The 22,510-nt window shown below is 65.6% G+C and carries 19 protein-coding genes; 7 read left to right on the forward strand and 12 right to left on the reverse strand.

Features of this window, described 5'->3' with window-relative positions; all coding sequences use genetic code 11:
* Nucleotide 1 precedes the first annotated feature (1 nt).
* A complete protein-coding gene (gene ubiT, locus J2728_RS00955; protein ID WP_309995252.1) occupies nucleotides 2–511 on the reverse strand; it encodes a ubiquinone anaerobic biosynthesis accessory factor UbiT in 510 nt (169 codons plus the stop codon).
* A gap of 282 nt (nucleotides 512–793) precedes the next feature.
* Between ubiT and J2728_RS00960 the strand changes: the two genes are divergently transcribed.
* From J2728_RS00960 to J2728_RS00980, 5 genes are all read left to right on the forward strand, one after another.
* A complete protein-coding gene (locus J2728_RS00960) occupies nucleotides 794–1,447 on the forward strand; it encodes a DUF542 domain-containing protein (RefSeq protein WP_309995254.1) in 654 nt (217 codons plus the stop codon).
* Nucleotides 1,448–1,934: 487 nt separating this feature from the next.
* Complete coding sequence (locus tag J2728_RS00965; protein WP_309995256.1) at nucleotides 1,935–4,208, forward strand: TonB-dependent receptor family protein; 2,274 nt, start codon at nucleotides 1,935–1,937, stop codon at nucleotides 4,206–4,208.
* Nucleotides 4,209–4,232: 24 nt separating this feature from the next.
* Nucleotides 4,233–4,676, forward strand: coding sequence for a cupin domain-containing protein (locus tag J2728_RS00970; RefSeq protein ID WP_309995258.1), 444 nt, complete (start codon nucleotides 4,233–4,235; stop codon nucleotides 4,674–4,676).
* A gap of 83 nt (nucleotides 4,677–4,759) precedes the next feature.
* Nucleotides 4,760–5,236 carry a hypothetical protein gene (locus J2728_RS00975; RefSeq protein ID WP_309995259.1) on the forward strand — a complete coding sequence of 159 codons (477 nt, stop codon included), beginning with the start codon at nucleotides 4,760–4,762 and terminating at the stop codon, nucleotides 5,234–5,236.
* A 504-nt stretch (nucleotides 5,237–5,740) separates the two neighbouring features.
* Nucleotides 5,741–6,394, forward strand: coding sequence for a Crp/Fnr family transcriptional regulator (locus J2728_RS00980; RefSeq protein WP_309995260.1), 654 nt, complete (start codon nucleotides 5,741–5,743; stop codon nucleotides 6,392–6,394).
* 198 nt (nucleotides 6,395–6,592) lie between these two features.
* On the opposite strand, the gene J2728_RS00985 is transcribed toward J2728_RS00980, so the two are convergent.
* On the reverse strand, nucleotides 6,593–6,868 hold the full coding sequence (locus J2728_RS00985) for a DUF2249 domain-containing protein (RefSeq protein ID WP_309995262.1): 276 nt from the start codon (nucleotides 6,866–6,868) through the stop codon (nucleotides 6,593–6,595).
* A 179-nt stretch (nucleotides 6,869–7,047) separates the two neighbouring features.
* On the opposite strand from J2728_RS00985, the gene J2728_RS00990 reads away from it, so the two are divergent.
* Both J2728_RS00990 and J2728_RS00995 read left to right on the forward strand, forming a co-directional pair.
* Nucleotides 7,048–8,214, forward strand: coding sequence for an acyl-CoA dehydrogenase family protein (locus tag J2728_RS00990; protein WP_309995264.1), 1,167 nt, complete (start codon nucleotides 7,048–7,050; stop codon nucleotides 8,212–8,214).
* A gap of 101 nt (nucleotides 8,215–8,315) precedes the next feature.
* Nucleotides 8,316–9,482, forward strand: a complete 1,167-nt coding sequence (locus J2728_RS00995) for an NnrS family protein (protein ID WP_309995266.1) — start codon at nucleotides 8,316–8,318, stop codon at nucleotides 9,480–9,482.
* 167 nt (nucleotides 9,483–9,649) lie between these two features.
* Here J2728_RS00995 and J2728_RS01000 read toward each other — a convergent pair whose 3' ends face one another.
* The 10 genes from J2728_RS01000 to J2728_RS01045 all read right to left on the reverse strand — a co-directional run bounded on the left by J2728_RS01000 (nucleotide 9,650) and on the right by J2728_RS01045 (nucleotide 22,506).
* Nucleotides 9,650–10,339, reverse strand: a complete 690-nt coding sequence (locus tag J2728_RS01000) for an anaerobic ribonucleoside-triphosphate reductase activating protein (protein WP_309995268.1) — start codon at nucleotides 10,337–10,339, stop codon at nucleotides 9,650–9,652.
* Entirely contained in the window at nucleotides 10,326–10,502 is a 177-nt protein-coding gene (gene nrdD, locus J2728_RS01005) for an anaerobic ribonucleoside-triphosphate reductase (protein WP_309995271.1), read from the reverse strand. The genes J2728_RS01000 and nrdD overlap by 14 nt, the downstream gene beginning before the upstream one ends.
* Before the next feature lie 28 nt (nucleotides 10,503–10,530).
* A complete protein-coding gene (locus J2728_RS01010) occupies nucleotides 10,531–12,297 on the reverse strand; it encodes a ribonucleoside triphosphate reductase (protein WP_309995273.1) in 1,767 nt (588 codons plus the stop codon).
* Nucleotides 12,298–12,643: 346 nt separating this feature from the next.
* Nucleotides 12,644–13,243 (reverse strand): molybdenum cofactor guanylyltransferase, encoded by a 600-nt coding sequence (gene mobA, locus J2728_RS01015; protein WP_309995275.1) that lies wholly within the window; start codon nucleotides 13,241–13,243, stop codon nucleotides 12,644–12,646.
* Nucleotides 13,244–13,248: 5 nt separating this feature from the next.
* Nucleotides 13,249–14,352, reverse strand: a complete 1,104-nt coding sequence (locus J2728_RS01020) for a peptidylprolyl isomerase (protein WP_309995277.1) — start codon at nucleotides 14,350–14,352, stop codon at nucleotides 13,249–13,251.
* A 2-nt stretch (nucleotides 14,353–14,354) separates the two neighbouring features.
* Nucleotides 14,355–15,125, reverse strand: coding sequence for a respiratory nitrate reductase subunit gamma (gene narI / locus J2728_RS01025; RefSeq protein WP_309995279.1), 771 nt, complete (start codon nucleotides 15,123–15,125; stop codon nucleotides 14,355–14,357).
* A gap of 13 nt (nucleotides 15,126–15,138) precedes the next feature.
* Nucleotides 15,139–15,822 (reverse strand): nitrate reductase molybdenum cofactor assembly chaperone, encoded by a 684-nt coding sequence (gene narJ / locus J2728_RS01030; RefSeq protein WP_309995281.1) that lies wholly within the window; start codon nucleotides 15,820–15,822, stop codon nucleotides 15,139–15,141.
* Between the two features lie 2 nt (nucleotides 15,823–15,824).
* Entirely contained in the window at nucleotides 15,825–17,348 is a 1,524-nt protein-coding gene (gene narH / locus J2728_RS01035) for a nitrate reductase subunit beta (protein ID WP_309995282.1), read from the reverse strand.
* A complete protein-coding gene (locus tag J2728_RS01040) occupies nucleotides 17,345–21,073 on the reverse strand; it encodes a nitrate reductase subunit alpha (protein WP_309995284.1) in 3,729 nt (1,242 codons plus the stop codon). Before J2728_RS01040 ends, narH begins: the two co-directional genes overlap by 4 nt.
* Nucleotides 21,070–22,506 carry a NarK family nitrate/nitrite MFS transporter gene (locus tag J2728_RS01045; protein WP_309995286.1) on the reverse strand — a complete coding sequence of 479 codons (1,437 nt, stop codon included), beginning with the start codon at nucleotides 22,504–22,506 and terminating at the stop codon, nucleotides 21,070–21,072. The genes J2728_RS01040 and J2728_RS01045 overlap by 4 nt, the downstream gene beginning before the upstream one ends.
* Nucleotides 22,507–22,510 lie beyond the last annotated feature (4 nt).

Raw genomic sequence — 22,510 nt, forward strand, 5'->3', positions numbered from 1 at the left:
CTCAGGCGCTCCGCCAGCGTTGGGTGGTCCAGGCCAGGCCGCGATTGACGAAATCCCGCGTCGGCTTTGGCGCGCCGACTAGATCGGCCAATGTGAGGTCAGCCGCTTCGAGCGCGTTGTGCAGGGCGACCACCGCGCTGGTGTCGCCCTCGACTTGAATGCGCCGCGAGAAAAAGGCCGCGTCGGCGTCCAGCGTTCCGTCGAACAGCTGCAGCAGATCCAGAAGCGGACCGCGCACTCGCACCGCCGCCTGTGGCGCGTCCTTTGCCACGACCAGCCGAATTTCGCCATCGGCTCCAGCCGGGCGGAGGCAGAAGGCCAGCGGCAGGTCGGTCGGCGCGATCAGATAGAGGCGCTGGCCGTACTCGCCCAGCCGGGCGAAGGCCTCGGGGTGAGCGCGCGCCAGTCGGCGCAGGCTGAAGGTCAAGAAGGCGCTTGGCGGCAGCAGCAAAGGACGCGCCAGCAGCGCCTCAAGGCGGCTTCCGCCTCCCTGTCGTCTTGCATCGGTCATGTCGCCTCCAAGCTTGGGGCGGCGACCCTAGTCCGCGCCGCCAGGCGGGCAATGACGCGGCTCAAGGGCGGGTTGGACACTTATCAAGTCGCCCGACCGGACAGCTCGATTTGGCGAGGAAAAGCGAGCCCTGTCGCGCGCCGCGCCACGCCATGATGGGGAGCCGTTCCGCATGAGGCTGGACGGTGTGTCCTCGTGTCTTGGTCGCGGCGCCGCGAGTTTGCCGGCGCGCAACGTTGGAGATCGCATCGCCGTCTAGGTTTGGGCCGAGAGGAGACCATCATGGACACCACCGCCCCCCTGCCCAGCCTCGCCGTTCGCGACATCGCCATCGGCCGCCCCGGCGCGACCGCCGTCTTTCGCCGCTTCAAGATCGACTATTGCTGCGCCGGCGACGCGACCTTGGCGGCGGCCGCCGAGAGGCGTGGCGTCGAGATCGAGGCGCTGGTCGAGGCGATCGAGGCGCTCGCTCCCGGTTCGGATAATGTACCGGTCGACACCGGCGCGTTGATCGACCACCTTCTCGAACGCTATCATGAGGTTCATCGGCGGCAGTTCCCCGAAGCGATCCACCTGGCGGCCCGGGTCGAGTCGGTCCATGGCGACAATCCCGACTGCCCTATAGGGCTCACACAGCACCTGGCCTTCATGTTCGACGACCTGGAGACGCATCATCAGAAAGAGGAAATGGGCCTCTTCCCGATGATCCGCCGCGGCGAGGTCCACGTGGACGGTCCGATCGCCTGCATGACGGCCGAGCACGAGGATGTCCTCGAACAATTAAAGGGTCTGGCGCGGTTGACCCATGACTTCACGCCGCCCGTCGGCGCTTGCAGCACGTGGCGGGCGCTCTACGACCTCTGCCAGGAGATCGACGCCGATCTTCGCGACCACATGCACCTTGAGAACAACGACCTCTTCCGCCGAATGGGTTGAAACGTCTTCCGACGATATGACGCTGGCGCCATGTCGGAAAAGGCGGCGACAAGAAAGAGGCGAGCCTAGAGCGCCGCCCGCCGCCGACCGCGCCAACGTCGGAGCGCGCACTGGGCGGAGAAGGACCGACAGGTTCATCCTATCCGCGCCCCGTCCAACATCCGTGACCGGGTCAAGGGCCTCCCGATGAACCGCTCAGGCGTCAGCGCGCTAACCAAGCTACGAGGCCTTTGCGGCGCCTAAACGCTGCTTCTGATCGACGGAAAACGCCGCAACTCGACCAGCGCCCGGTTTCATGGCGACGATTTCGACGCCGGATCGGTTCTGGTCGGGGCGATCTCGCACGTCAAGGTCGCCTGCCCCCCCATGTCATCGCTCTAGGTGTTCGGTCCCAGGGTTCGATAGCGCGCCGATCACGTCTGAAGTTGCGCCAGCGCAACTTCAGATCGGAACCGCCGTGCTATTTGCGATCGACTCTCAATCGCAAATGTTGCCCTCGATGCCCTATTCCGAGTTCCGCGTCCCCCGCCGACCTTCTCGCGATGCCGTCCCGCATCGACGAGAGCCGCACGCCGCCCTCGTCGCTCTGGCTGTCGCCGCTGGACTGGCGCCGGCGAGCGCCTTCGCCCAGTCGGCCAGCCCCGGAGCGGTGGTCGAGGAGGTGATCGTCATTGCACCCGACAACGCGGTGGCGCGACGGTTCTCCGCGACGCCCGGCGGCGGCGCGATCCTGACGGGCGACAAGATGCCCTCCAGCATCAACCTAACCGTCTCGCGCGCGCTCGCGGCGGCGCCAGGCGTTGTCGTCCAGGACTTCTTTGGAGGGCCGGATCAGCCGCGGATACAGATCCGAGGCTCGGGCCTGCAGCAGAACCCCGTCGAGCGAGGTGTTCTGGTTCTCGAAAATGGCCTGCCGTTGAACCGAGCCGACGGTTCCTATGTGGTCGGCTTCGCCAATCCCGGACAGGTGACGGCGCTGGAGGTCTACCGGGGCTATACGGCCAACCGGCTGGGCGCGACGGTGCTGGGCGGCGCGCTCAACTTCGTGACCCCGACAGGGCGCGATGCGCCAGGCGGAGCGCTCAGGGCCAGCGGCGGCAGCTTTGGCCAGTACGACGTGTCCGTGCGCCAAGGCGTCGCGAGTCCGCGCATGGACCTGTTGGCGCAAGGCGAGATCACCGGCAGGGATGGCTACCGCGAGTACAATAGGTCCCGCCGGGCGAGCCTTGGCGCCAATCTTGGGGTCCGCCTCTCGGAGACCGTGAGCGCGCGCCTCTTCGCGCGCTACGCCGATCTGGACTTCGACGTCTCGGGACCGCTGACGCGAGAGCAGTTGGATCGCGCGCCCGACAGCGTCTTCGCCGGTCCCACGGTGACCCCCACGGGCGCGATCAACCCTGGCCCCAACGTTCCGCGCGACCGGCCGCGCCGAGAGGCAAGTCAGGCGCAGTTGGGGGCGCGCGCGACGGCCACGCTCGGCGCGCACGTCCTCGACGTGGCCTTGGGCTATGTCCGAACCGATGATCGCTTCCGCTTTCCGATCTCGGCGGGCGAGCGGGTCACCGACGGCGGCGACGGCGCCGCGGTGCTGCGATACGCCTACAAGCCCGACGGCGTCCGGGCCCTCCCCCTGCTGGAAATGACGGCGCAGTATGCGGCCGGCGCCGCTGATCGCGAGTACTATTTGAACCGCTCGGGCCAAAGGGGCGCGCTTTTTGGACGCAACCGTTTGAAGGCCGACACCCTGGCGCTAAACCTCGGTCTGAACCTGCCGCAGGGCGAGCATCTGACGGTATCGCCTTCGCTATCTTGGTCTCACGCCACACGCGACAATGAGGATCGCTACGGCGCCGCCACGCGCCCCACGGCCGCCTACAATCCCGCCAAACCGGCCCTCGCCCTGCCCGATGGCGCGGTCCCGGCGCTCAGCACAAGCTACGCCAGGACCTACGAAGGCTGGAGCCCGGCCTTGGGTCTCTCCTGGCGCCTGGCGCCCCGCCAGACCCTATTCGCCGCGGCGAGCCGCAGCTTCGAGCCGCCGACGCATGAGGATCTGCTCGCCACGATCAACGGCACGCCCAACAGCAGCCCCGGTCGCCCCAATCCGGCCATGCCCAATCAACCCGCCGCCGCCTTCTCGACCCCGGCGCTCAAGGCCCAGCGGGCTCTAACGCTGGAAGCGGGCTGGCGCGGCGCGACCGAGCGCCTGACGTGGGACGCGGTGGTCTATCATGCTTGGCTGAGGGACGAACTCCTCAGCCTGAGAGACGAGACCGGGGTGTCCCTAGGCGCGGTGAACGCGGCCAAGACCCGTCACCTGGGCGTCGAGATAGGCCTCGCGGCGCGCCTGACGACGGCCCTCTCCGGCGATGTCGCCTACACCTACCAGGACTTCCGGTTCCACAACGACCCGGTCCGCGGCGACCATCGCCTCGCCGGCGCGCCGCGCCACTGGATCAATGCGAGCCTGAACTGGCGACCGGCCGACCGATGGACGGCTCAGGCCGCCCTGCATTGGTCCCCAGAGAAGACGCCGGTCGACAACCTCGGAACCCTCTACAACGACCCCTACGCGACCTTGGATCTGCGGGCCGAATATCGGCTGGCCAAGAGCATGACGGTCTATGCGGAGGTCACCAACCTGCTCGATACGACCTACGCCGCCTCGACCTTGATCGTCGATCAGGCCCGCCCCGACCAGGCGGTCTTTCTTCCCGGTGACGGCCGCGCGATCGGCGCGGGCGTGCGCCTCGCCTTCTGACCGCTCCCAGAAAAGGAACCTCTCATGAACCGCCCCCTTCTTGTTCTCGCCGCCTGCGCCGCCCTCGCGCCCAGCCTGGCGCTGGCCGAATCCACGCGGCTCGACCTCTCAAAGCTCCAGAGCGAAGCGATCGCCGAAGGCGCCCAAAGGACCATCTTGGCGCTCGGAGAGGATGGCCGGCCGCTGTCGGTCCTACTGCGCCTGAGCAAGGGGCAGGTCCTTCCGCCGCACGGAGGCGACGGCGGCGTGCGCTTGGTCACCGTGGTGAGCGGAACCCTGTCCTGGGGCGACGGCGCCGAGGTCTCTCCAGGCGCCGAGCACCGGTTTGGCCCCGGCAGCGTCGTCGTGGTTCCCGCCGAGGGCGGCGAGCATTGGGCCGCGGCCCGCCACGACGACGTGGTGATCCAGGTCGTCCGAGTCCCTACCAACGGGCTGACGCCCGCCGTCAAGGCGCAACTCGTCCCATGACATGGGCGAAATACTGGAACTTCCGCCCCACATCCCGCGCCCTATACTGGCGGCGGTCGACCTCGGGTCGAAAGGTTTGAACGATGGATGATCTGGCGCTGGCCCGCGCGCTGCACGTGTTGGGCGTCGTCATTTGGATCGGCGGGGTGTCGATGGCGACGACCATCGCTCTGCCCGCCGTCGCGCGCGGTGAACTGGGCGAGAATCGACTGAAGGCCTTCGAGGCCATAGAGCGGCGCTTTGTCTGGCAGGCGCGCGCGGCGGTCATCGTGGTTGGCCTAAGCGGATTCTACATGACCGCGCGGCTCGATCTCTGGTCCCGGTTCGCCGAAGCTGAGAGTTGGTGGATGACCGCGATGGTCGGCGTCTGGTCTCTGTTCGCGCTTCTGCTCTTTGTCGGCGAGCCCCTCGTCCTGCATCGGTTCTTCCCGATCTGGGCCAGCCAGCGGCCAAGACTCGCCTTCGCCGTCCTGCGGCTTGTCCACCAAGTGCTCCTTGGCCTCAGCCTCTTGACCGTGCTCGTGGCGGTCGCGGGGAGCCACGGATGGAGATTCACGTAGGCCCCCGTTGGCCAACGCGAACAAGGCGGCCGGATGCCTGAGCATCCGGCCTAGTCGTCCAGACGCGGGCATGACGCCACGTCTGACCGGGGGTGACGGCCTTGAGGCGGCATGGGCCGGCTCGAAGGTCGCGGACAGTTTCCACCGGAAGCCGAAAGGAACGTTGTTCGCCGACAATTTCGCGCGATTTTTCGCGCGGCGGTCGGGTGACGTCATCTGGCGGCGTGTTCTGACGCGAAGACGTGTTCGAGCGTGCAGATGCCTGGATCGCGCGCCCGCTAGAGCATTTTCCGATAAGTGTGAAACGGTTATAGGATCGAAAAATGCTCTAAACTTTGAATTAGAGCCCTTTTTATCCGATCTGATTGATGCGATCAGATCGGAAAGGGCTCTAGGTAGCCCTGCGTATACCGACCCGGATCAAAGAGGCCTAGAATACGGCTCTATTTCAGTGTGAGCGTTATGCCCAGATCCCTAGACACCCAAGCCCTCGCCGACGCTGATATGTTCTCTCATCTTGGTCGCGAGGCGCTGGAGGCGGTCATCGCGGCGGGGCGAATCCGACCGCTTGCGCCAGGCCGGGTGATTTTCAGTCAGGGTGAGCCTGGCCTATCCTGCCATTCACTGCTTGATGGTCGGGTCAAGATCGTCCAGGCCCGTCCCGATGGCGCCCAGTCGGTGATCCGGTTCATCGGACCTGGGGAAATGTACGGCACCGTGGCGGCGCTGATGGGACGCCCGTTCCCGGCCGATGCGGTCGCCGTCGTGGACAGTCTGGAGATCTATTGGCCGCTCAGCGTAATGCGTGAGCTCATGAGCCGCTATCCGGACATCGCCATGGGCTCGGCCGCAGCCGCGGGTCAGCGCCTGTTCGAGCTTCAGGATCGCGTAGGGGATCTGGCGGGTGAGCGGGTCGAACGACGCATCGCCCGCACCCTTCTGCGTCTGATCCGCCAAGCCGGCCGCAACACCAGCCTCGGCGTCGAGATCGACTTTCCCGTCACACGCCAGGAGCTTGCCGAGATGGCCGGCTCGACGCTTCATACCGTCAGCCGGACCTTGGCGGCCTGGGACGAGCGGGAGTTAATCGGCGGCGGACGGCGTCGCATCGTCGTCCGCGATGTGGCCGGCCTGACGGCCCTGGCTGGCCCGATGTAAGTCGAAATCGCCACGGCCTCCAAGGCCTACGGCGGGACACGGCGGTCCCGTCGCGTTAGAGCGCTCCTGGCCCGAGCATGAGCGGCCAAGCGCTCGGACGCGCTTCTTGGAGCCCTAAAGTTTAAGAGTGTTTTCCGATCGGATCATCGTTTCACACCCATCGGAAAACACTCCAGCGTATGAGGATAGACCGCGCGTTCAGGCGACCCTGATGAAGTCGATGACCACTCCGTCGTCGCCACGTTCCCTATACTCAACCGCTATGGCGGCGCCGAAGCGATCCTGCATCTGTCGGAGCAAGGGGATCGGGTCATGGTCATTGACGAAACGCATCGCCTCGCCCGGCTCGAGCGTGGCAAGCGCGCCGAAAATAGCCGCATGGCGAAAGCGCTTGGCGACGCCCCGCGCATCGAAGGGATAGGCCGCCAGCACGGCCGCGCCAACGGTCGACGATGAAGAATCGGCTTGAGTCATGGAAACTCCTGTCTGAAGGGATTTTCAGGATATGGCTGGCGCCGAAGACGCTCGTTGCGCGGCGACAACAAGCCCCCAGCGCAACCAGAATTCCCGCCGCGCCGCCCCATTCTTGAACAGGATCAAGGCCGTCGAGACACCGGACCGGATAGGCTTCGCCGACGAGAGGCGACCAAGCCATGACCGACCAGGATGAACACGATGCGGCCGAGGCGGCCTTCCTGGCCGAGGTTCGCGCCTTCCTCGACGAGAACCTCACCGAGGATCTGCGCGCGGCCGGACGACGCACGATCGGCCTCTTTTCCGATATCCAGGCCGGGAGGACTTGGCAGAAGCGTCTGCAGACTCAAGGCTGGGCGGCGCCATCCTGGCCCAAGGCCCATGGCGGCGCGGGCTGGAGCCCCCGTCAGCGCTTCCTGTTCGACCGGGAATGCGTCCTCAACGACGCGCCAGCGTTGTTCGCGGCCGGCGCGCGCAGCCTGGGCCCTCTGCTGATCGAGGAGGGGTCGGCGGCCCATCGCGCGCGCTATCTGCCCGCCATCCTCGCCGGCGACGACCTGTGGTGCCAAGGCTTTTCCGAACCTGACGCGGGCTCCGACCTGGCCGCGATCCGAAGCCGCGCCGACCGCGTCGGGGATCACTATCGTCTGCGCGGCTGCAAAATCTGGACGACAGGGGCGCACCTGGCCAACCGGATGTTCGCTCTGATGCGCACCGGTCCGGAGGGCGGCGGACGTGAGGGCTTGACCTTCCTGCTGATCGACATGGACAGCCCAGGCGTGTCGGTGGCGCCGGTCCTGGACCTTTCGGGGGAGCACGAATTCAATCAGGTCTTCTTCGACGACGTCCCCGTCCCGATCGGCCACCGCGTCGGGGCGGAGGGCCAGGGCTGGCGGGTCGCCAAGCGACTAATGCAGTTGGCTCGGTCGAACAACACGCCCGCGGCGTCCGTCCGTCGCGCGCTGCAGCAGATACGCGCCTTGGCGACCGGGCCTGAGTTCGCCCAGCGCCTGGCCGCGCTGGCGATCGACTTGGAGGCCTTCGAACAGCTTGAGCTGCGCCTCTTGCCCGGCGGGCAACCGCGCCCCGGCGACGACCTGGCCCCCTCGTTGCTCAAGCTGGTGGGGAGCGAACTTCGCCAGAACATCGCCGCCTTGGGTCTGGAGGCGGCGGTTCCGTTCGGAGCGATCCGTCACGGGTCTTCCGCGCCGGGGTCTTCATCGGACCTTGTCGCGACCGGCGCCGAGGCCACCGCGCGATATCTGGCCAGCCGCGCCAACACGATCTATTCCGGGACCAGCGAAATCCAACGCAATCTGATCGCTCGCGGGCTGGGCGCCTCTTGAGATCCGGCGCCCGGGCGCGACGCGCCCGCTATTTGTCGCCGCGCAAGGACAACCCGAAGCCGCCCGACTAGTCAGACGCTTCCGACAAGGCGAGGAGCGCGATGTCGACAGCCCAACAACGCCGCGCCTATGCCGGTCCGGCCATCTTTAGCCATGGCTTCCGCCCATTCTTTTTCGCTGGCGCGGTCTGGTCGGCCCTGGCCGCGCCCCTATGGATCTGGGGTCTCTTCGGCGGGCCCGCGGTCGTCGGAAGCCGGGACTGGCACGTCCACGAGATGCTGTTTGGCTTCCTGCCCGCCATTGTCGCGGGCTTCCTGACCACGGCGGTGCCCAACTGGACGGGGCGGATGCCCGTGATCGGCGCGCGCCTAGCCATACTGTGGAGCCTGTGGCTGTTGGGCCGCGTGGCCATGCTATTTCAGGATAGGCTAGGTCCGTTCGCGGCGCTCGCCGACAGTCTGTTCCTGCTAGCGTTCTCCGCCGTGATCTGGCGCGAGGTGACCGCGGGCCGTAATTGGCGCAACCTGCCCGTCTGCCTGATGACGAGCCTGCTTGCTCTGGCCAATATAGCCTTCCACCTCGACGCCGCGCTGGGATTGAACGGTCTCGGGGCCCGGTTGGCCATGGCCGCGGCCTGTCTCCTGCTGGCGCTGATCGGCGGCCGGATCACGCCGAGCTTCACGACCAACTGGCTGCGACAACGCAAGGCGACCGTCCTGCCTAAGGCCTTTTCGGTCGTGGACAAAATCGCTCTGGCGGCGACGGGCCTGGCCGTGGCGGGTTGGACCCTTGCGCCTCAATCCCTCCCCGCCGGCGCGGGCCTCATGATCGCCGGCGCGCTTTGCCTCTTTCGGCTCACCCGCTGGCGCGGCCTGCGGACTCTCGCCGAACCCCTGCTAGCAATTCTGCATCTTAGCCACGCCTGGCTGGGCTTTGGGCTCGGCTTGCTCGGCGCCAGCATCATCTGGCCCCAGCTTGTCCCCGGTCCGGCGGGGATACATGCGATCACGGCCGGCGCCGTTGGCGTCACTTGCCTTGCGGTTATGTGTCGGGCCAGCCTCGGCCACTGCGGACGGGCGCTAAGCGCCGACGGCGCGACGATCGCGATCTTCGCCGCGATCAACCTGGCGGCCGTAGCGCGGCTCATCGCGGCGCTGTGGCCCGCCCAGACCCCGACCTTGTTGGCCGCCGCCGCGCTCTTGTGGAGTCTGGCCTATGGCGGCTTCGCGCTCGCCTACGGTCCTTTGCTCTGGCGCAGGCGCCTCTGAGTCTGGCGCGCTCTGGGGCGGCTTGGCCGCCCACACCTAGACCTAACAGCCTGCTAGAGCATTTTCCGATAAGTGTGAAACGGTTATCGGATCGAAAAATGCTCTAAACTTTTGAATGAGAGCCCTTTTTATCCGATCTGATTGATGCAATCAGATCGGAAAGGACTCTAGCGCACGGCGTGATGCTCGAAGGCGGCGGCGCGGCTTGTCGACAAGACCGCCGAGGGCCCGGCCGCGGCGGCCAGAACCGGATCGGCGCACCCCTGGGCGCGGAAAGCCTGGGTCGCATAGCGCTTGACGCCCAAGGTTTGCAGTTGGCGCGCCAAGAGATCGAGATCCTCGCCCCTTAGTAAATCGGGATGCACCGTCGTGCGGACTTCGTAGTCGACTCCGCTGGCCAGGAGCCGCCTCAGGCTCTCGGCGGCCCGATCACCGCTGCCGACCACGCCGGTGACCGCATCATAGCCGGCGAACGGCGCTTTAACGTCGAAACCGACCCAATCGAGCAGCGGCAACAGGGCGCTCAGGCGCTCGGGATAGGGACCCGCCGTGTGGAGGCCGACCGCGAAGCCGAGCCCGCGCACGGCCCGCACCGCCCCGACGAGTTCGCCTTGCAGCGTGGGCTCGCCGCCCGAAAACACCACGCCGTCAAGAAGCCCCCGGCGGCGGGCCAGGAACGCCATGATCTCGGGCCATTCGGGGCCTTCGCCCGCCGTGGCGGGGATCAGGTGGGGGTTGTGACAATAGCCGCACCGCCACGGGCATCCCTGCAGAAAGACGGTCGCCGTCAGGTGGTCGGGCCAGTCGCAAGTCGACAGACGGGCCAGACCCCCGACGCGGAGCCTAGACCCGGCCATGGGGCTCGACGAAATTCACGCGCTGGGCGTGTTCGCCTTTCTTGCCGATATTGAACGAACTGACAGGGCGGTGATAGCCCATTACCCGGGTCCACACTTCGCAGCGTTGGCGTTCTTCCGGACGCAGATGGGATGCGGCGCGGGCGGTGTCGAACTGGCTCATGACATGGTCCTTTGGTTGGTTTGGGAAATCAGGCGGCCTGGGCGGCTCGGCGCGCTAACAGGGCCTCGTCGCACCGGGGGCAGAACTCGTGCTCTCCCTCCAGGTAGCCGTGGGTGGGGCAGATCGAGAAGGTCGGGGTGATGGTGATGTAGGGAATCTGGAAGCCCTCGAGAGCCCTCCGCACCAGCTTGCGGCACGCCTCGGTCGAGGTCAGCCGCGACCCCATATAGAGGTGCAGAACGGTGCCGCCGGTATATTTGCGCTGCAGCGCTTCCTGGTGGGCCAACGCCTCGAACGGGTCATCGGTGTAGTCGACGGGCAGCTGCGAGGAGTTGGTGTAGTAGGGCTGTTCCGCCGTCCCGGCCTGAAGGATGTCGGCGAAGCGCTTCTTGTCCTCCTTGGCGAAACGATAGGTCGCGCCCTCGGCCGGCGTGGCTTCCAGGTTGTACATGTGGCCGGTCTCGGCCTGGAACACCACGATCCGCGCGCGCACATGGTCGAGCACCCTCAGGGCGAAGTCGCGGCCCCATGGCGTGGCGATATCCTCGGCCCCGGCGGTGAAGTTGCGGATCATCTCGTTGAGCCCGTTCACCCCCAGGGTGGAGAAGTGATTGCGCAGCGTCCCCAGATACCGGGCGGTATAGGGGAATAGGCCATCGTCCATCAGCTGTTGAACCACCCGACGCTTGATCTCGAGGCTGTCGCGCCCCAGGTCCAGCAGAGCGTCCAATCGCTCAAGCAGCCCGGCCTCGTCGCCGCGGTGGACATAGCCAAGCCGCGCGCAGTTGACGGTCACCACTCCCAGAGAGCCCGTCTGCTCGGCGCTGCCAAACAGCCCATTGCCGCGCTTGAGCAACTCCGAGAGGTCCAGCTGCAGCCGGCAGCACATCGACCGGATCATGTTGGGCTTGAGTTCGGAGTTCACGAAGTTCTGGAAGTACGGCAGGCCATACTTGGCCGTCATGGCGAACAGACGCTCGGCGTTTTCGCTCTCCCAGGGAAAGTCCGGCGTGATGTTGTAGGTGGGGATCGGGAAGGTGAACACCCGCCCCTTGGCGTCGCCCTGGCTCATCACGTCGATATAGGCGCGATTGATCATGTCCATCTCGGCCTGGAGGTCGCCATAGGTGAACGGCATGTCCTCGCCGCCGATGACTGGCGTCTGTTCGCGCAGGTCCTCTGGGCAGATCCAGTCGAACGTCAAGTTGGTGAACGGGGTCTGGGTCCCCCAGCGCGAGGGGATGTTCAGATTATAGATCAGTTCTTGAACGCCCTGACGCACCTGCTCGTAACTCATGGCGTCCTTGCGGACGAACGGCGCCATATAGGTGTCGAACGAGCTGAACGCCTGAGCTCCGGCCCACTCGTTCTGCAGCGTTCCCAGGAAGTTGACTACTTGGCCCACGGCGCTCGAGAAATGCTTGGCCGGCCCACATTCAACGCGGCCGGGAACACCATTGAAGCCTTCGGTCAGCAGAGTGCGAAGCGACCACCCCGCGCAGTAACCGGCCAGCATGTCGAGGTCGTGGATGTGCAAGTCGCCTGAGCGGTGCGCCGCCCCAATCAACGCCGGATAGACCTCCGAGAGCCAATAGTTGGCCACCACCTTGCCGGAGACGTTGAGGATCAATCCCCCCAGCGAATAGCCCTGGTTAGCGTTGGCGTTCACGCGCCAGTCGCGTCGATGAAGGTACTCGTTAATAGACGCTCCGACCTCGATCGACACCGCGCTAGGCGTCGAGATCTCCGGGGCGGACTGTTTCGCCGCAACATTCACGATCGTCGTCGCGTCCATATCGACACCATATATTGGATATTTCTGACGGATGAACACTACATGTGGTGCCGATTCAGCAAAATGATCCAAGCCGATCGGGCGGCTGATGTTTATCAAGACAGGTCACGGCAAGCTTTGCCCCAGCGAGTTCGGCCCCGTCGTCCAAATGTTCAGCGCAAGCGGCGCCTGACCGCGCATGGCTTAACCCGACGCCAAGAGGGTCTCGGCGTTAGACCGAACATCCAACCGGATCGTGAAGGCTCGAAATCAATCATTGGAGCCCGCGCCGGACGCTTCCCTCGAAGGCCGGAGGTCTCTGAAGCCGGGTAGATTTGGGCGTGAGGGGCTGAACCGCTCGAATGCGCTAACTCGCTCGCTCCGCGAGCACCGACTCGGCGGCCTGCAACTCTTCGGGGCGATTGATGTTTAGAAAACGATCGGAGGCGCCCTGGTCCCAAGGGACCTCGACCGCGCCGACGAACGAGGCAAAGCCCTTCAGTGATCGGCGTCCCGTCGCGGCGTAAGCTTCCAGCCGCGCCATGCATGACGCGCGCCAGAGCCCGCAAACGGCCTGCAGCTCGCCCCCCACGACCGGCAGAGCCGCCAGCGCCGTTTCGCCAAGTCCCGCCAGAAGCTGGTCTGCCAGCTCGTCGGGGAGCCAAGGCATGTCGCATGGAATCGTCAGGACATGGGCCGCCGCCTGGGCGTCGGCGAACGTCAGGGCCGCGCCCAGTCCCGCGAGCGGCCCTTCCAGGCCCGGCGGATCGTAAATCTCGACCAGGCCGTCCAGCTCGGCGATTTGCCCTGGCCAGCGCACGCTGATCGCGATCGGTCCGCCATAGCCGCGAGCCCGCTCAAGCGCCCAATCGACGAGCCGCCGGCCGCCCAGCCCCCTCAAGGGCTTGTCTCCCCCAAGACGGGCGCCCTCCCCTCCGGCCAGAATGACGACGGGGTTTGGCGGCATTGAGCTCAGGGCCGACGTTGCATCAGCGTAAAGCGGCGCGGCTCTGCCCCCAGCGCGCGCTTCAAGATCGCGCCCAGACCAGCCAAGGCAGGATCCTCCGCGCCCTGGGCCGCCGAGATCAGGCGCGTCCAGGCGTCGTCGTCGGCCTCGCGGACAAAGGCGTCGGCTTGACGCAAGACCCAAGCGGCCAAGTCCAGCTCGGCCTCGGCCGCGGCTGTCCGCGCGCGAGCCAGCAAGGCTGGATCGCCCGCTTCCAACCAGGCTTCCAACCCCGCCGCCGCGCCAGGCGAGCGCATCAAGGCGCCAAGGGTCGCGCCACGCGGCGGTTCGGCCTCGTCCTCGACCTTCAAGAGGCCGCTCTGACGGGCTTCCGCGGCCAGGTCGGCGACATAGCGCGCGGCGGCCGCCGCCCAAGCGCGTCCCTCGAGGTTGAGACGAATCTCGGCCTCGACGCGCTCGAATGGCAAGGCCTGCCTAGGCGCCCGTCGGTCCAAGCGCAGGACGTGCCAGCCGAAGCGCGATCTGATGGGCTCGTCCGCGACTTCGCCCGGCTCCAACCGCGCCAAGGCCTGCTCGACTTCCGCGACCAGATCGCCTTGCGTCAACTGCCCCAGGAACCCACCCGCCGTGGCCGACGGGCAGGCTGAGTGGGCCTTAGCCAGTTCCGGGAACCGTTGAGGGGAAAGCGCCAAGTCTTGGATCAGACGTCGGGCCAGTCCGCTCGCCGCCTCGATATCCTCGGCCCGGTCGCCCGCCGGCGCCACCAGGATATGGGAAGCCTCGATCAGGCTGGGGCTCATGAACCGGTGGCCCTGGGCGACATAGACCTTGCGGCACTCCTCGGCCGTGGGCGGCTGGATTGCCACCTCAAGATCGAGCACGGCGCGGATCAACGCCTCCTCGGTCGTCTCCTCCCGCCCCTGGGCGTCAAATTCCGGCTCAGCGCTCAGACCCAAGGCCGCGGCCCGGTGCAATAGCAGCGCGCGAATGGCCAAGGCGTTGGCCGCCTCGCTCCAGGCTTGCGCCCCATCGCCGGCCGGGTGGTTCTGGGCTTCGCGCGCGATCAACGCCTCGGGAATCTGCACCCCGCCAATGACCTGGAACCGCATGCTCAGTCCTTCCTGATCCGGGGGGTGGAAGGGGGATAGACCGCTTGAACCGGGCCCGTTGGCCTGAACCGGGCGGGGCGGCTCCAGGGCATGGCGCGCTTGCTGCGGACAAGTTGCCAGCCACGCCGGCCCAAGAACCAGATCGGCGCGGACAACATATGCACCAGACGAGTGAACGGGAACACGAGAAGGATCGTCATGCCCAGCACCAGGTGCGCCTTAAACACAAGGCCCACATCGGCCACATGGTCGGCGACACGGGGCTGGAACGTGAAGACCCCCTGCGCCCAAGACATGAACTTGACCATCTCGTGGCCGTCGCGGTGTTCAAGCGAGGTCGGGATCGTCGCCAAGCCCAGGCACAGTTGGGCGACCAGCAAGACCAGGATGGCGATATCGCTGAAGCTCGAGGTCTTACGGATGCGAGAGTCGGTCAGACGGCGGTGCAGCAGGACAAGACCACCGCAGAGGCCCAGCACGCCAGCGATACCGCCGGCGACGATCGCCAGCATCTGCTTGGCGGAATGGGGCACGCCCAGCGCGTCGAAGATCCAGATCGGCGTCAACAGGCCCACAACGTGCCCAGCAAAGATCATCAGTACGCCGAGATGGAACAGCACCGAGCCCAGCATCAACTGCCGCCGTCGCAGCAACTGCGAGGAGCCAGAGCGCCACGTGTACTGCTCGCGATCAAACCGGACGACCGAGCCGATCACCAGCACCGACAGGGCGATATAGGGATAGACGCCAAAAAGAGCCTGATTGAGGTTCATGATCCTCTCCCGCCTAGGCCGTCGCCGCGGGCGACGACGGGTTCATGGCCGCCGTCGCGACCTTGGGACATCCAGCTTCGCCCGGCCCGAACGTGACGGCGGTCTCAGCCCATTGCTTGTCGAGCGCTGCCAGGTCAGCCGGATCATCGTCCGGTTCGTCCAGCAAGGCGGCCAGGGCCGCGGCGTCGGGAACCTGTCCGGCGAGGGCCGTCAGGGCTCCAAACACCGCGCGATAAGGACTGCCACGCTTGTGGAGACGCTCGCCGATCGCGGCCAGCACATGCAGGGCCTCGGCCAGAAGCGAAGCGGCCTTCTCGTCAGGCAGGCTGCTGAGGAAATCCAGAAACGCGGGCAGAAAGTCCGGCAGTTCGTTGGCCGCCAGTTCCAGGCCGTGCTGGCGGTAGAGCTCCAGCAAGGCGGCCATCGCCTGGCCGCGATCACGACTTTCGCCGTGAACGTGCTCATAGAGGTTTAGCGACAGCGATCGGGTGCGGTCGAACAGCCAGACATACTCTTCTTGCCGGTCGAGCAGATCACCCGCCGCCAACGTGGCGACAAGACGCGACAGCGCCTTACCGATCGGCGCGGGCAAGGCGGGATCGGCCAGAAGGGCGGACTCGATATCCGGCAGGCCGGCTCGAAGCTCATCGGACGGATAGGTCAACAGCAGTCCAAGAGCGCGATAGGTCAAAGCCATGGCTAGACCTCCATCGTCGGTTTGGCGCGCGAGCGCGTGTTGGAACCGAACAAGCCCACCTCCGTGCGACCGCCCGAACAGCCGTTGCCAAAGCTAAAGCCGCAGTCGCCGCGCATCTCGTAGGCGTCCTCGGCCCATTCTCGATGAGTGGTGGGAATGACAAATCGGTCTTCGTAGTTGGCGATGGCCATGTAGCGATACATGTCTTCGATCTGGGTCGCCGACATCCCCACGCGCTCGGCCAGTCCGTGGTCGATCCGCCCGTCGATGCTGCGCGCGCGCATATAGGCTCGCATGGCCAGCATCCGCTGAAGACCCAGGCGAACCGGAGCCTCATCGCCGGCCGTCAGCATGTTTGCCAGATAGCGAACAGGGATCCGCAGACTTGAGACGTCCGGCATGTCGCCATCGGTCTCAAGAGCGCCGACCGCCGCCGCGTGCTGGATCGGCGACAGCGGCGGGACGTACCAGACCATCGGCAGCGTGCGGTACTCCGGGTGCAGCGGGAAGGCGACCTTCCAGTCAACCGCCATCTTGTAGACGGGGCTATGCCGGGCGGCCTCAAGCCAGGCCTCGGGCACGCCGTCGGCGCGGGCCTGGGCGATCACCTTGGGATCGTTGGGGTCCAGGAAGACGTCCAGTTGCGCCTGGTAGAGATCCTTCTCGTCAGCCGCCGCAGCGGCCTCGCCAATCCGGTCGGCGTCATAGAGCAGGACCCCAAGATAGCGGATGCGGCCCACGCAGGTTTCCGAGCAGACCGTCGGCAGCCCCACCTCGATGCGGGGATAGCAGAAGGTGCACTTCTCCGACTTTCCCGATTCCCAGTTGTAGTAGATCTTCTTGTAGGGGCAGGCCGAGACGCACATCCGCCAGCCGCGGCACTTGTCCTGATCGATCAGGACGACCCCGTCTTCCTCGCGCTTGTAGATAGCGCCCGACGGACAGACCGCCACGCAGGCGGGGTTGAGGCAGTGCTCGCACAGGCGCGGCAGGTACATCATGAAGGTGTTTTCGAAGGCCCCGTAGATCTCCTTCTCGACGCCTTCGAAGTTGTAATCGACCGAGCGCTTGGCGAACTCCCCGCCCAGGATTTCCTCCCAGTTGGGTCCCCACTCGATCTTCTCCATCCGCTCGCCCGTGATCTTCGAGCGGGGGCGAGCAGTCGGAAACGCCTTCATTTCCGGAGCGTTTTGCAGGTGCGCGTAGTCGAAATCGAACGGCTCGTAGTAGTCGTCGATCTCCGGCAGGTCGGGATTGGCGAAGATCTTGGCCAGGATTCGCCACTTGGCTCCCATCCTGGGCTCGATCTTGCCATTGGCCTTGCGTCGCCAGCCGCCGTTCCAGCGCTTTTGGTTCTCCCAATCCTTGGGAAAGCCGATGCCTGGCTTGGTCTCGACGTTGTTGAACCAGGCGTATTCGACGCCGTCGCGATTGGTCCAGACGTTCTTACACGTCACCGAACAGGTGTGGCAGCCGATGCACTTGTCCAGGTTCAGGACCATGCCGATCTGAGCGCGAATTTTCATTGAGCGGCCTCCGTCTGAGCCCGGGGCGTATCCAGCCAATCGACCTTGGTCATCTTGCGCAACACCACGAACTCGTCGCGGTTGGAGCCGACCGTCCCGTAGTAGTTGAACCCATAGGCTAGCTGCGCGTAGCCGCCGATCATGTGGGTGGGCTTGAGCACCACGCGGGTGACCGAGTTGTGGATGCCGCCCCGTTTGCCGGTGATCTGCGACCCCGGCGTGTTCACGATCTTTTCCTGAGCGTGATACATGAAGGTGGTGCCTTCGCGGATCCGTTGGGAAACCACCGCCCGCGCCGTCAGCGCGCCGTTGGCGTTAAAGACCTCGATCCAGTCATTGTCCTGGATGCCGGCGCGCTTGGCGTCGACCTCGGAAATCCAGACCACCGGCCCGCCGCGATTGAGGGTCAACATCAGCAGGTTGTCGGAGTAGGTCGAGTGGATGCCCCACTTTTGGTGCGGGGTGATGAAGTTCAGAACGATCTCGGTCTCGCCGTTCGGCTTGTGGCCCTTGACCCAGGTGGTCTTCAGGTCGACCGGCGGACGATAGACACACAGGGCCTCGCCGAACGCCCGCATCCAAGGATGGTCCTGATAGAGCTGCTGACGGCCCGTCAGGGTTCGCCAGGGGATCAGTTCGTGAACGTTAGTGTAGCCGGCGTTGTAGCAGACGTGCTCGCTCTCGAGCCCTGACCAGATCGGCGAGGAGATGATCTTGCGCGGCTGGGCCAAGAGATCGCGGAAGCGGATTTTCTCGTCCTCCTTGGGCAGCGCCAGGTGGGTGTGATCGATACCGGTCTGGGTCGACAGCGCCGCCCAGGCCTTGACCGCAACCTCACCGTTGGTTTCCGGCGCCAGGGTCAGGATGGTCTCGCAGGCGTCGATGTCGGTTTCGATCCGCGGCAGGCCCTTGGCCGGCCCCTCGGCGACGACGCCGTTGAGACCGCCCAGCAGATCGACCTCGTGCTGCGTCCTCCAGGCCAATCCCTTACCGCCGTTGCCCGCCCGCCCCATCAACGGGCCTAGCGAGGTGAAACGGGCGTAGAGGTTGGGATAGTCGCGCTCAACGACGCTGATCTGCGGCATGGTCTTGCCGGGGATGGCCTCGCATTCGCCCAGGTACCAGTCACGCGGGCCGTAGGCCTGGGCCATCTCGGCGGCGCTGTCGTGCTGGATCGGCGTCAGGACCACGTCCTTTTCGACGCCCAGCACCTCCGGGGCGACCCTGGAGAAGGTCTTGGCGATCGCCTTGAAGATCTCCCAGTCCGACTTGGCTTCCCAGGCGGGGTCCACGGCCGCAGACAGCGGGTGGATGAACGGGTGCATGTCGGACGTGTTGAGGTCGTTTTTCTCGTACCAAGTGGCGGTCGGCAGCACGATGTCGGAATAGACCGCCGTAGTGCTCATCCGGAAATCCAGCGTCACCAGCAGATCAAGCTTTCCTTCGGGGGCCTCGTCCCTCCAGACAACGTCCTTGGGCTTTTCGTGTCCGGCTTCGCCAAGGTCCTTGCCCTGCACGCCGTGTTCGGCGCCCAGCAGGTGCTTCAAGAAGTATTCGTGCCCCTTGCCGGACGAACCCAAGAGGTTGGAGCGCCAGACGAACATGTTGCGCGGCCAGTTGGCCGGATCGTCGGGGTCCATGCACGACATTTCCAACTGCCGCGCCTTCATCGCCTCGACCGTATAGGCGATTGGGTCCTGGCCAGCCGCGGCGGCTGCCTTGGCCACCTCCAGCGGGTTGGTCTTCAGAGCCGGAGCCGATGGCAACCAGCCCATACGCTCGGCGCGAACGTTGAAGTCGATCAATGCGCCGTCCCAGGCCCCTTCAGGCGCGGTCGGAGACAGGATCTCCTTGGTCGACAGGGTCTCATAACGCCACTGGTCGGTGTGAGCGTAGAAGAACGAAGTGGAGTTCTGCTGCCGCGGGGGGCGGATCCAGTCGAGGCCAAAGGCTAGCGGCGCCCAGCCGGTCTGCGGGCGCAGCTTTTCCTGGCCGACATAGTGCGACCAGCCGCCGCCCGACTGACCGACGCAGCCGCACATCACCAGCATGTTGATGACGCCGCGGTAGTTCATGTCCATGTGGAACCAATGGTTCATGGCCGCGCCGATGATCACCATCGAGCGTCCATTGGTCTTTTCAGCATTGGTCGCGAATCCCCGCGCCACGGCGATGATCTGGTCGCGCGGCACGCTACTCACCGCCTCGGCCCAGGCCGGAGAATAGGGCTGGGGATCGTCGTAAGAAGCGGGCATGTGATCGCCGCCAAAGCCCTGATCGACCCCATAGTTGGCCAGGAACAGGTCATAGACGCAGGCGACCAGCGCCTCGCCGTCCTGCAGCTTCAAGCGCCGCGCAGGCACGTTGCGGGTCAGTACATCGGGGTGGTCGGTGGCGTCGAAGCCCTGCGGCGCGACATTGCCAAAGTAGGGGAAGCGGACCGGCGCGACCTCGTCATGAACGCCCTTCAGGCCCAGACGCAGTTTGGTGTCGCGACCACGGCCATCCTTCTCCTGCAGGTTCCACTTGCCGTCCTCCCCCCAACGGAAGCCGATCGAGCCTGACGGAGCGACAATCTCGCCGCTGGCCTCGTCGATGGCGACCGTCTTCCAGTCGGGATTGTTCGTCTCGTCCAACGCGCCGTCGAAGTCGGCCGCGCGCAGCAGGCGGTCGGGCGCATAGCCGTCGCCTTGCGGGACCAGCTTCACCAGCATCGGCAGGTCGCTGTAGCGACGCAGGTAGTCCTGGAAATAGGGCACCTGGCGATCGATGTGGTACTCTTTGAGGATGACATGGCCAAAGGCCATGGCCAGGGCCGCGTCGGTGCCCTGCTTGACCGGCAACCAAAGGTCGGAGAATTTCGAGGCCTCCGAATAGTCGGGGCAGATCACCACCGACTTGGCGCCGCGATAACGCGCCTCGGTATAGAAGTGCGCGTCGGGCGTGCGCGTCTGCGGCACATTCGAGCCCCACAGGATCAGGAAGCCGGAATTGTACCAGTCGGCGCTTTCCGCGACGTCGGTCTGCTCACCCCAGGTCTGGGGCGAGGACGGCGGCAGGTCGCAATACCAATCGTAGAACGAGCCGCAAACCCCGCCCAGCAACTGCAGATACCGCGCGCCGGCGGCGTAGGAGACCATCGACATCGCCGGGATCGGCGAGAACCCGAACACCCGGTCCGGCCCCCAGCGCTTGACGGTGTGGGCGTTGGCCGCCGCGACGATCTCGGTCGCCTCCTCCCATGTCGCCCGCACGAAACCGCCCGAACCGCGCATACGAGTGTAGCTTTCTCGCGCGGCCGGGTCGCCCTGGATGGCGGCCCAAGCCGCCACCGGCTGAAGCGTCGCCCGAGCCTCGCGCCAGAGCTTGAGAAGCCGGCCGCGGATGAGAGGGTATTTCACCCGGTTGGCCGAGTAGAGGTACCAGCTGTAGCTGGCCCCCCGCGCGCAGCCGCGCGGCTCGTGGTTGGGCAGTTCAGGTCGCGTGCGAGGATAGTCGGTCTGCTGGGTCTCCCAGGTGACGATGCCGCCCTTGACGTAGATCTTCCACGAGCACGAGCCCGTGCAGTTCACGCCGTGGGTCGAGCGCACGACCTTGTCGTGGCGCCAGCGCGAGCGATAGGCCTCTTCCCAGGCGCGATCCTCGTCGTTGGTGACGCCATGGCCGTCAGAGAAGAGTTCAGTCTTGCGGGTGAAGAAGGCAAGACGGTCAAGGGTGTGGCTCATGCCGCACGCTCCGCGGTTTGATTGGCGACGAGGGGACGCAGGATCGAACCGGGACGGGCATAGAACACCCAGTTGACGATCAGACAAAGGAAATAGAAGCCCAGGAAGATGTAGAGGGCGGTCTGCGGACCGCCGGTGGCTTTCAGAGAGTCGCCGAAGGCCTTCGGGATGAAGAAGCCCCCAAAGGCGCCGATCGCCGAGGAGAAGCCCACGATCGCCGCGGCCTCCATTTCCGAGGCCTTCAGGCGTTGGGCGACTGGCGCGCTGGCCATTCGCTTGGCCAGATCTCCGCGCACGATCGCCGGGATCATCTGGAAGGTCGAGGCGTTGCCCACGCCGGTCCAGAAGAACAGCCACAGGAAGCCGCCGAAGAACACCGGGAACGACGCGGCCGCGCCAAAGGCGCCGACGCCGTGGAGTACGATGGCCACGCCCGCCCCCAGGGCCAGGAACACCCAGTGGGTCACCCGCTCGCCCCCGAACTTGTCAGCCACCCAGCCGGTCATCGCCCGGGCTACGGCCCCCACCAACGGTCCCAGGAAAGCCAGCTGCAAGGCGTTTACGTCTGGAAACAAGGTTTTCATCAGCAGCGGAAAGGCGGCCGAAAACCCGATGAAAGACCCAAAGGTCCCCAGGTACAGCCAGCACATCAGCCAGTTGTGCATCCGCTTGAAGACCACCGACTGCTCGCTGAACGAGGCCTTGGCGTCGGCGATGTCGTTCATGCCAAACCACGCCATCAAAGCGGCGACCACGATGAACGGGACCCAGACATAGGCGGCGTTCTGCAGCCAAAGCTCGGTTGCGCCGCCGGCTTGGCCCACGGCCTGGGGGCCGCCCAGGAACGGCAGCACGCCGCCGACAGTGATCACGAGCGGAACCAAAAGCTGCATGGCGCTGACGCCCAGATTGCCGACCCCGGCGTTGATCGCCAGGGCGTTGCCCTTGGCGCGCTTGGGAAAGAAGAACGAGATGTTCGACATCGACGACGCGAAGTTGCCGCCGCCAAGCCCACAGGCCAAAGACAGGGCGACAAACACCCAATAGGGCGTGGTCGGATCCTGCACCGCCAAGCCAATGCCGATCGCCGGAACGAGCAAGGACAAGGTCGACAGCGTCGTCCACAGCCGCCCGCCGAAAACCGGCACGATGAAGCTGTAGAAGATCCGCAGGGTCGCACCCGACAGGGCCGGCAGGGCCGTCAGCCAGAAGAGCTGCTCGGTGGTGAACTTGAACCCCACCATTTTCAGCTTGGCCACGACCATCGACCAAACCATCCAGACCGCGAAGGCCAGAAACAGGTTGGGCACCGAGATCCAGAGATTGCGCCGCGCCACGGCCTGGCCGCGCTCAGCCCAAAAGGCTTCGTCTTCGGGCCGCCAGTCGACCAGCACGCGCTGACCAGCACTTTTCGAGAGGGACGATCTGTCCATGGGA

The sequence above is a fragment of the Caulobacter segnis genome, from assembly GCF_031454995.1.
Classification (GTDB): Bacteria; Pseudomonadota; Alphaproteobacteria; order Caulobacterales; family Caulobacteraceae; genus Caulobacter; species Caulobacter segnis_E.

Bases quoted from the DNA above. Each gene is read 5' to 3' on its own strand.
- ubiT (WP_309995252.1), bottom strand. From the start codon at position 511: ATGACCGATGCAAGACGACAGGGAGGCGGAAGCCGCCTTGAGGCGCTG.
- J2728_RS00960 (WP_309995254.1), top strand. From the start codon at position 794: ATGGACACCACCGCCCCCCTGCCCAGCCTCGCCGTTCGCGACATCGCC.
- J2728_RS00965 (WP_309995256.1), top strand. From the start codon at position 1,935: ATGTTGCCCTCGATGCCCTATTCCGAGTTCCGCGTCCCCCGCCGACCT.
- J2728_RS00970 (WP_309995258.1), top strand. From the start codon at position 4,233: ATGAACCGCCCCCTTCTTGTTCTCGCCGCCTGCGCCGCCCTCGCGCCC.
- J2728_RS00975 (WP_309995259.1), top strand. From the start codon at position 4,760: ATGGATGATCTGGCGCTGGCCCGCGCGCTGCACGTGTTGGGCGTCGTC.
- J2728_RS00980 (WP_309995260.1), top strand. From the start codon at position 5,741: ATGTTCTCTCATCTTGGTCGCGAGGCGCTGGAGGCGGTCATCGCGGCG.
- J2728_RS00985 (WP_309995262.1), bottom strand. From the start codon at position 6,868: ATGACTCAAGCCGATTCTTCATCGTCGACCGTTGGCGCGGCCGTGCTG.
- J2728_RS00990 (WP_309995264.1), top strand. From the start codon at position 7,048: ATGACCGACCAGGATGAACACGATGCGGCCGAGGCGGCCTTCCTGGCC.
- J2728_RS00995 (WP_309995266.1), top strand. From the start codon at position 8,316: ATGTCGACAGCCCAACAACGCCGCGCCTATGCCGGTCCGGCCATCTTT.
- J2728_RS01000 (WP_309995268.1), bottom strand. From the start codon at position 10,339: ATGGCCGGGTCTAGGCTCCGCGTCGGGGGTCTGGCCCGTCTGTCGACT.
- nrdD (WP_309995271.1), bottom strand. From the start codon at position 10,502: ATGAGCCAGTTCGACACCGCCCGCGCCGCATCCCATCTGCGTCCGGAA.
- J2728_RS01010 (WP_309995273.1), bottom strand. From the start codon at position 12,297: ATGGACGCGACGACGATCGTGAATGTTGCGGCGAAACAGTCCGCCCCG.
- mobA (WP_309995275.1), bottom strand. From the start codon at position 13,243: ATGCCGCCAAACCCCGTCGTCATTCTGGCCGGAGGGGAGGGCGCCCGT.
- J2728_RS01020 (WP_309995277.1), bottom strand. From the start codon at position 14,352: ATGCGGTTCCAGGTCATTGGCGGGGTGCAGATTCCCGAGGCGTTGATC.
- narI (WP_309995279.1), bottom strand. From the start codon at position 15,125: ATGAACCTCAATCAGGCTCTTTTTGGCGTCTATCCCTATATCGCCCTG.
- narJ (WP_309995281.1), bottom strand. From the start codon at position 15,822: ATGGCTTTGACCTATCGCGCTCTTGGACTGCTGTTGACCTATCCGTCC.
- narH (WP_309995282.1), bottom strand. From the start codon at position 17,348: ATGAAAATTCGCGCTCAGATCGGCATGGTCCTGAACCTGGACAAGTGC.
- J2728_RS01040 (WP_309995284.1), bottom strand. From the start codon at position 21,073: ATGAGCCACACCCTTGACCGTCTTGCCTTCTTCACCCGCAAGACTGAA.
- J2728_RS01045 (WP_309995286.1), bottom strand. From the start codon at position 22,506: ATGGACAGATCGTCCCTCTCGAAAAGTGCTGGTCAGCGCGTGCTGGTC.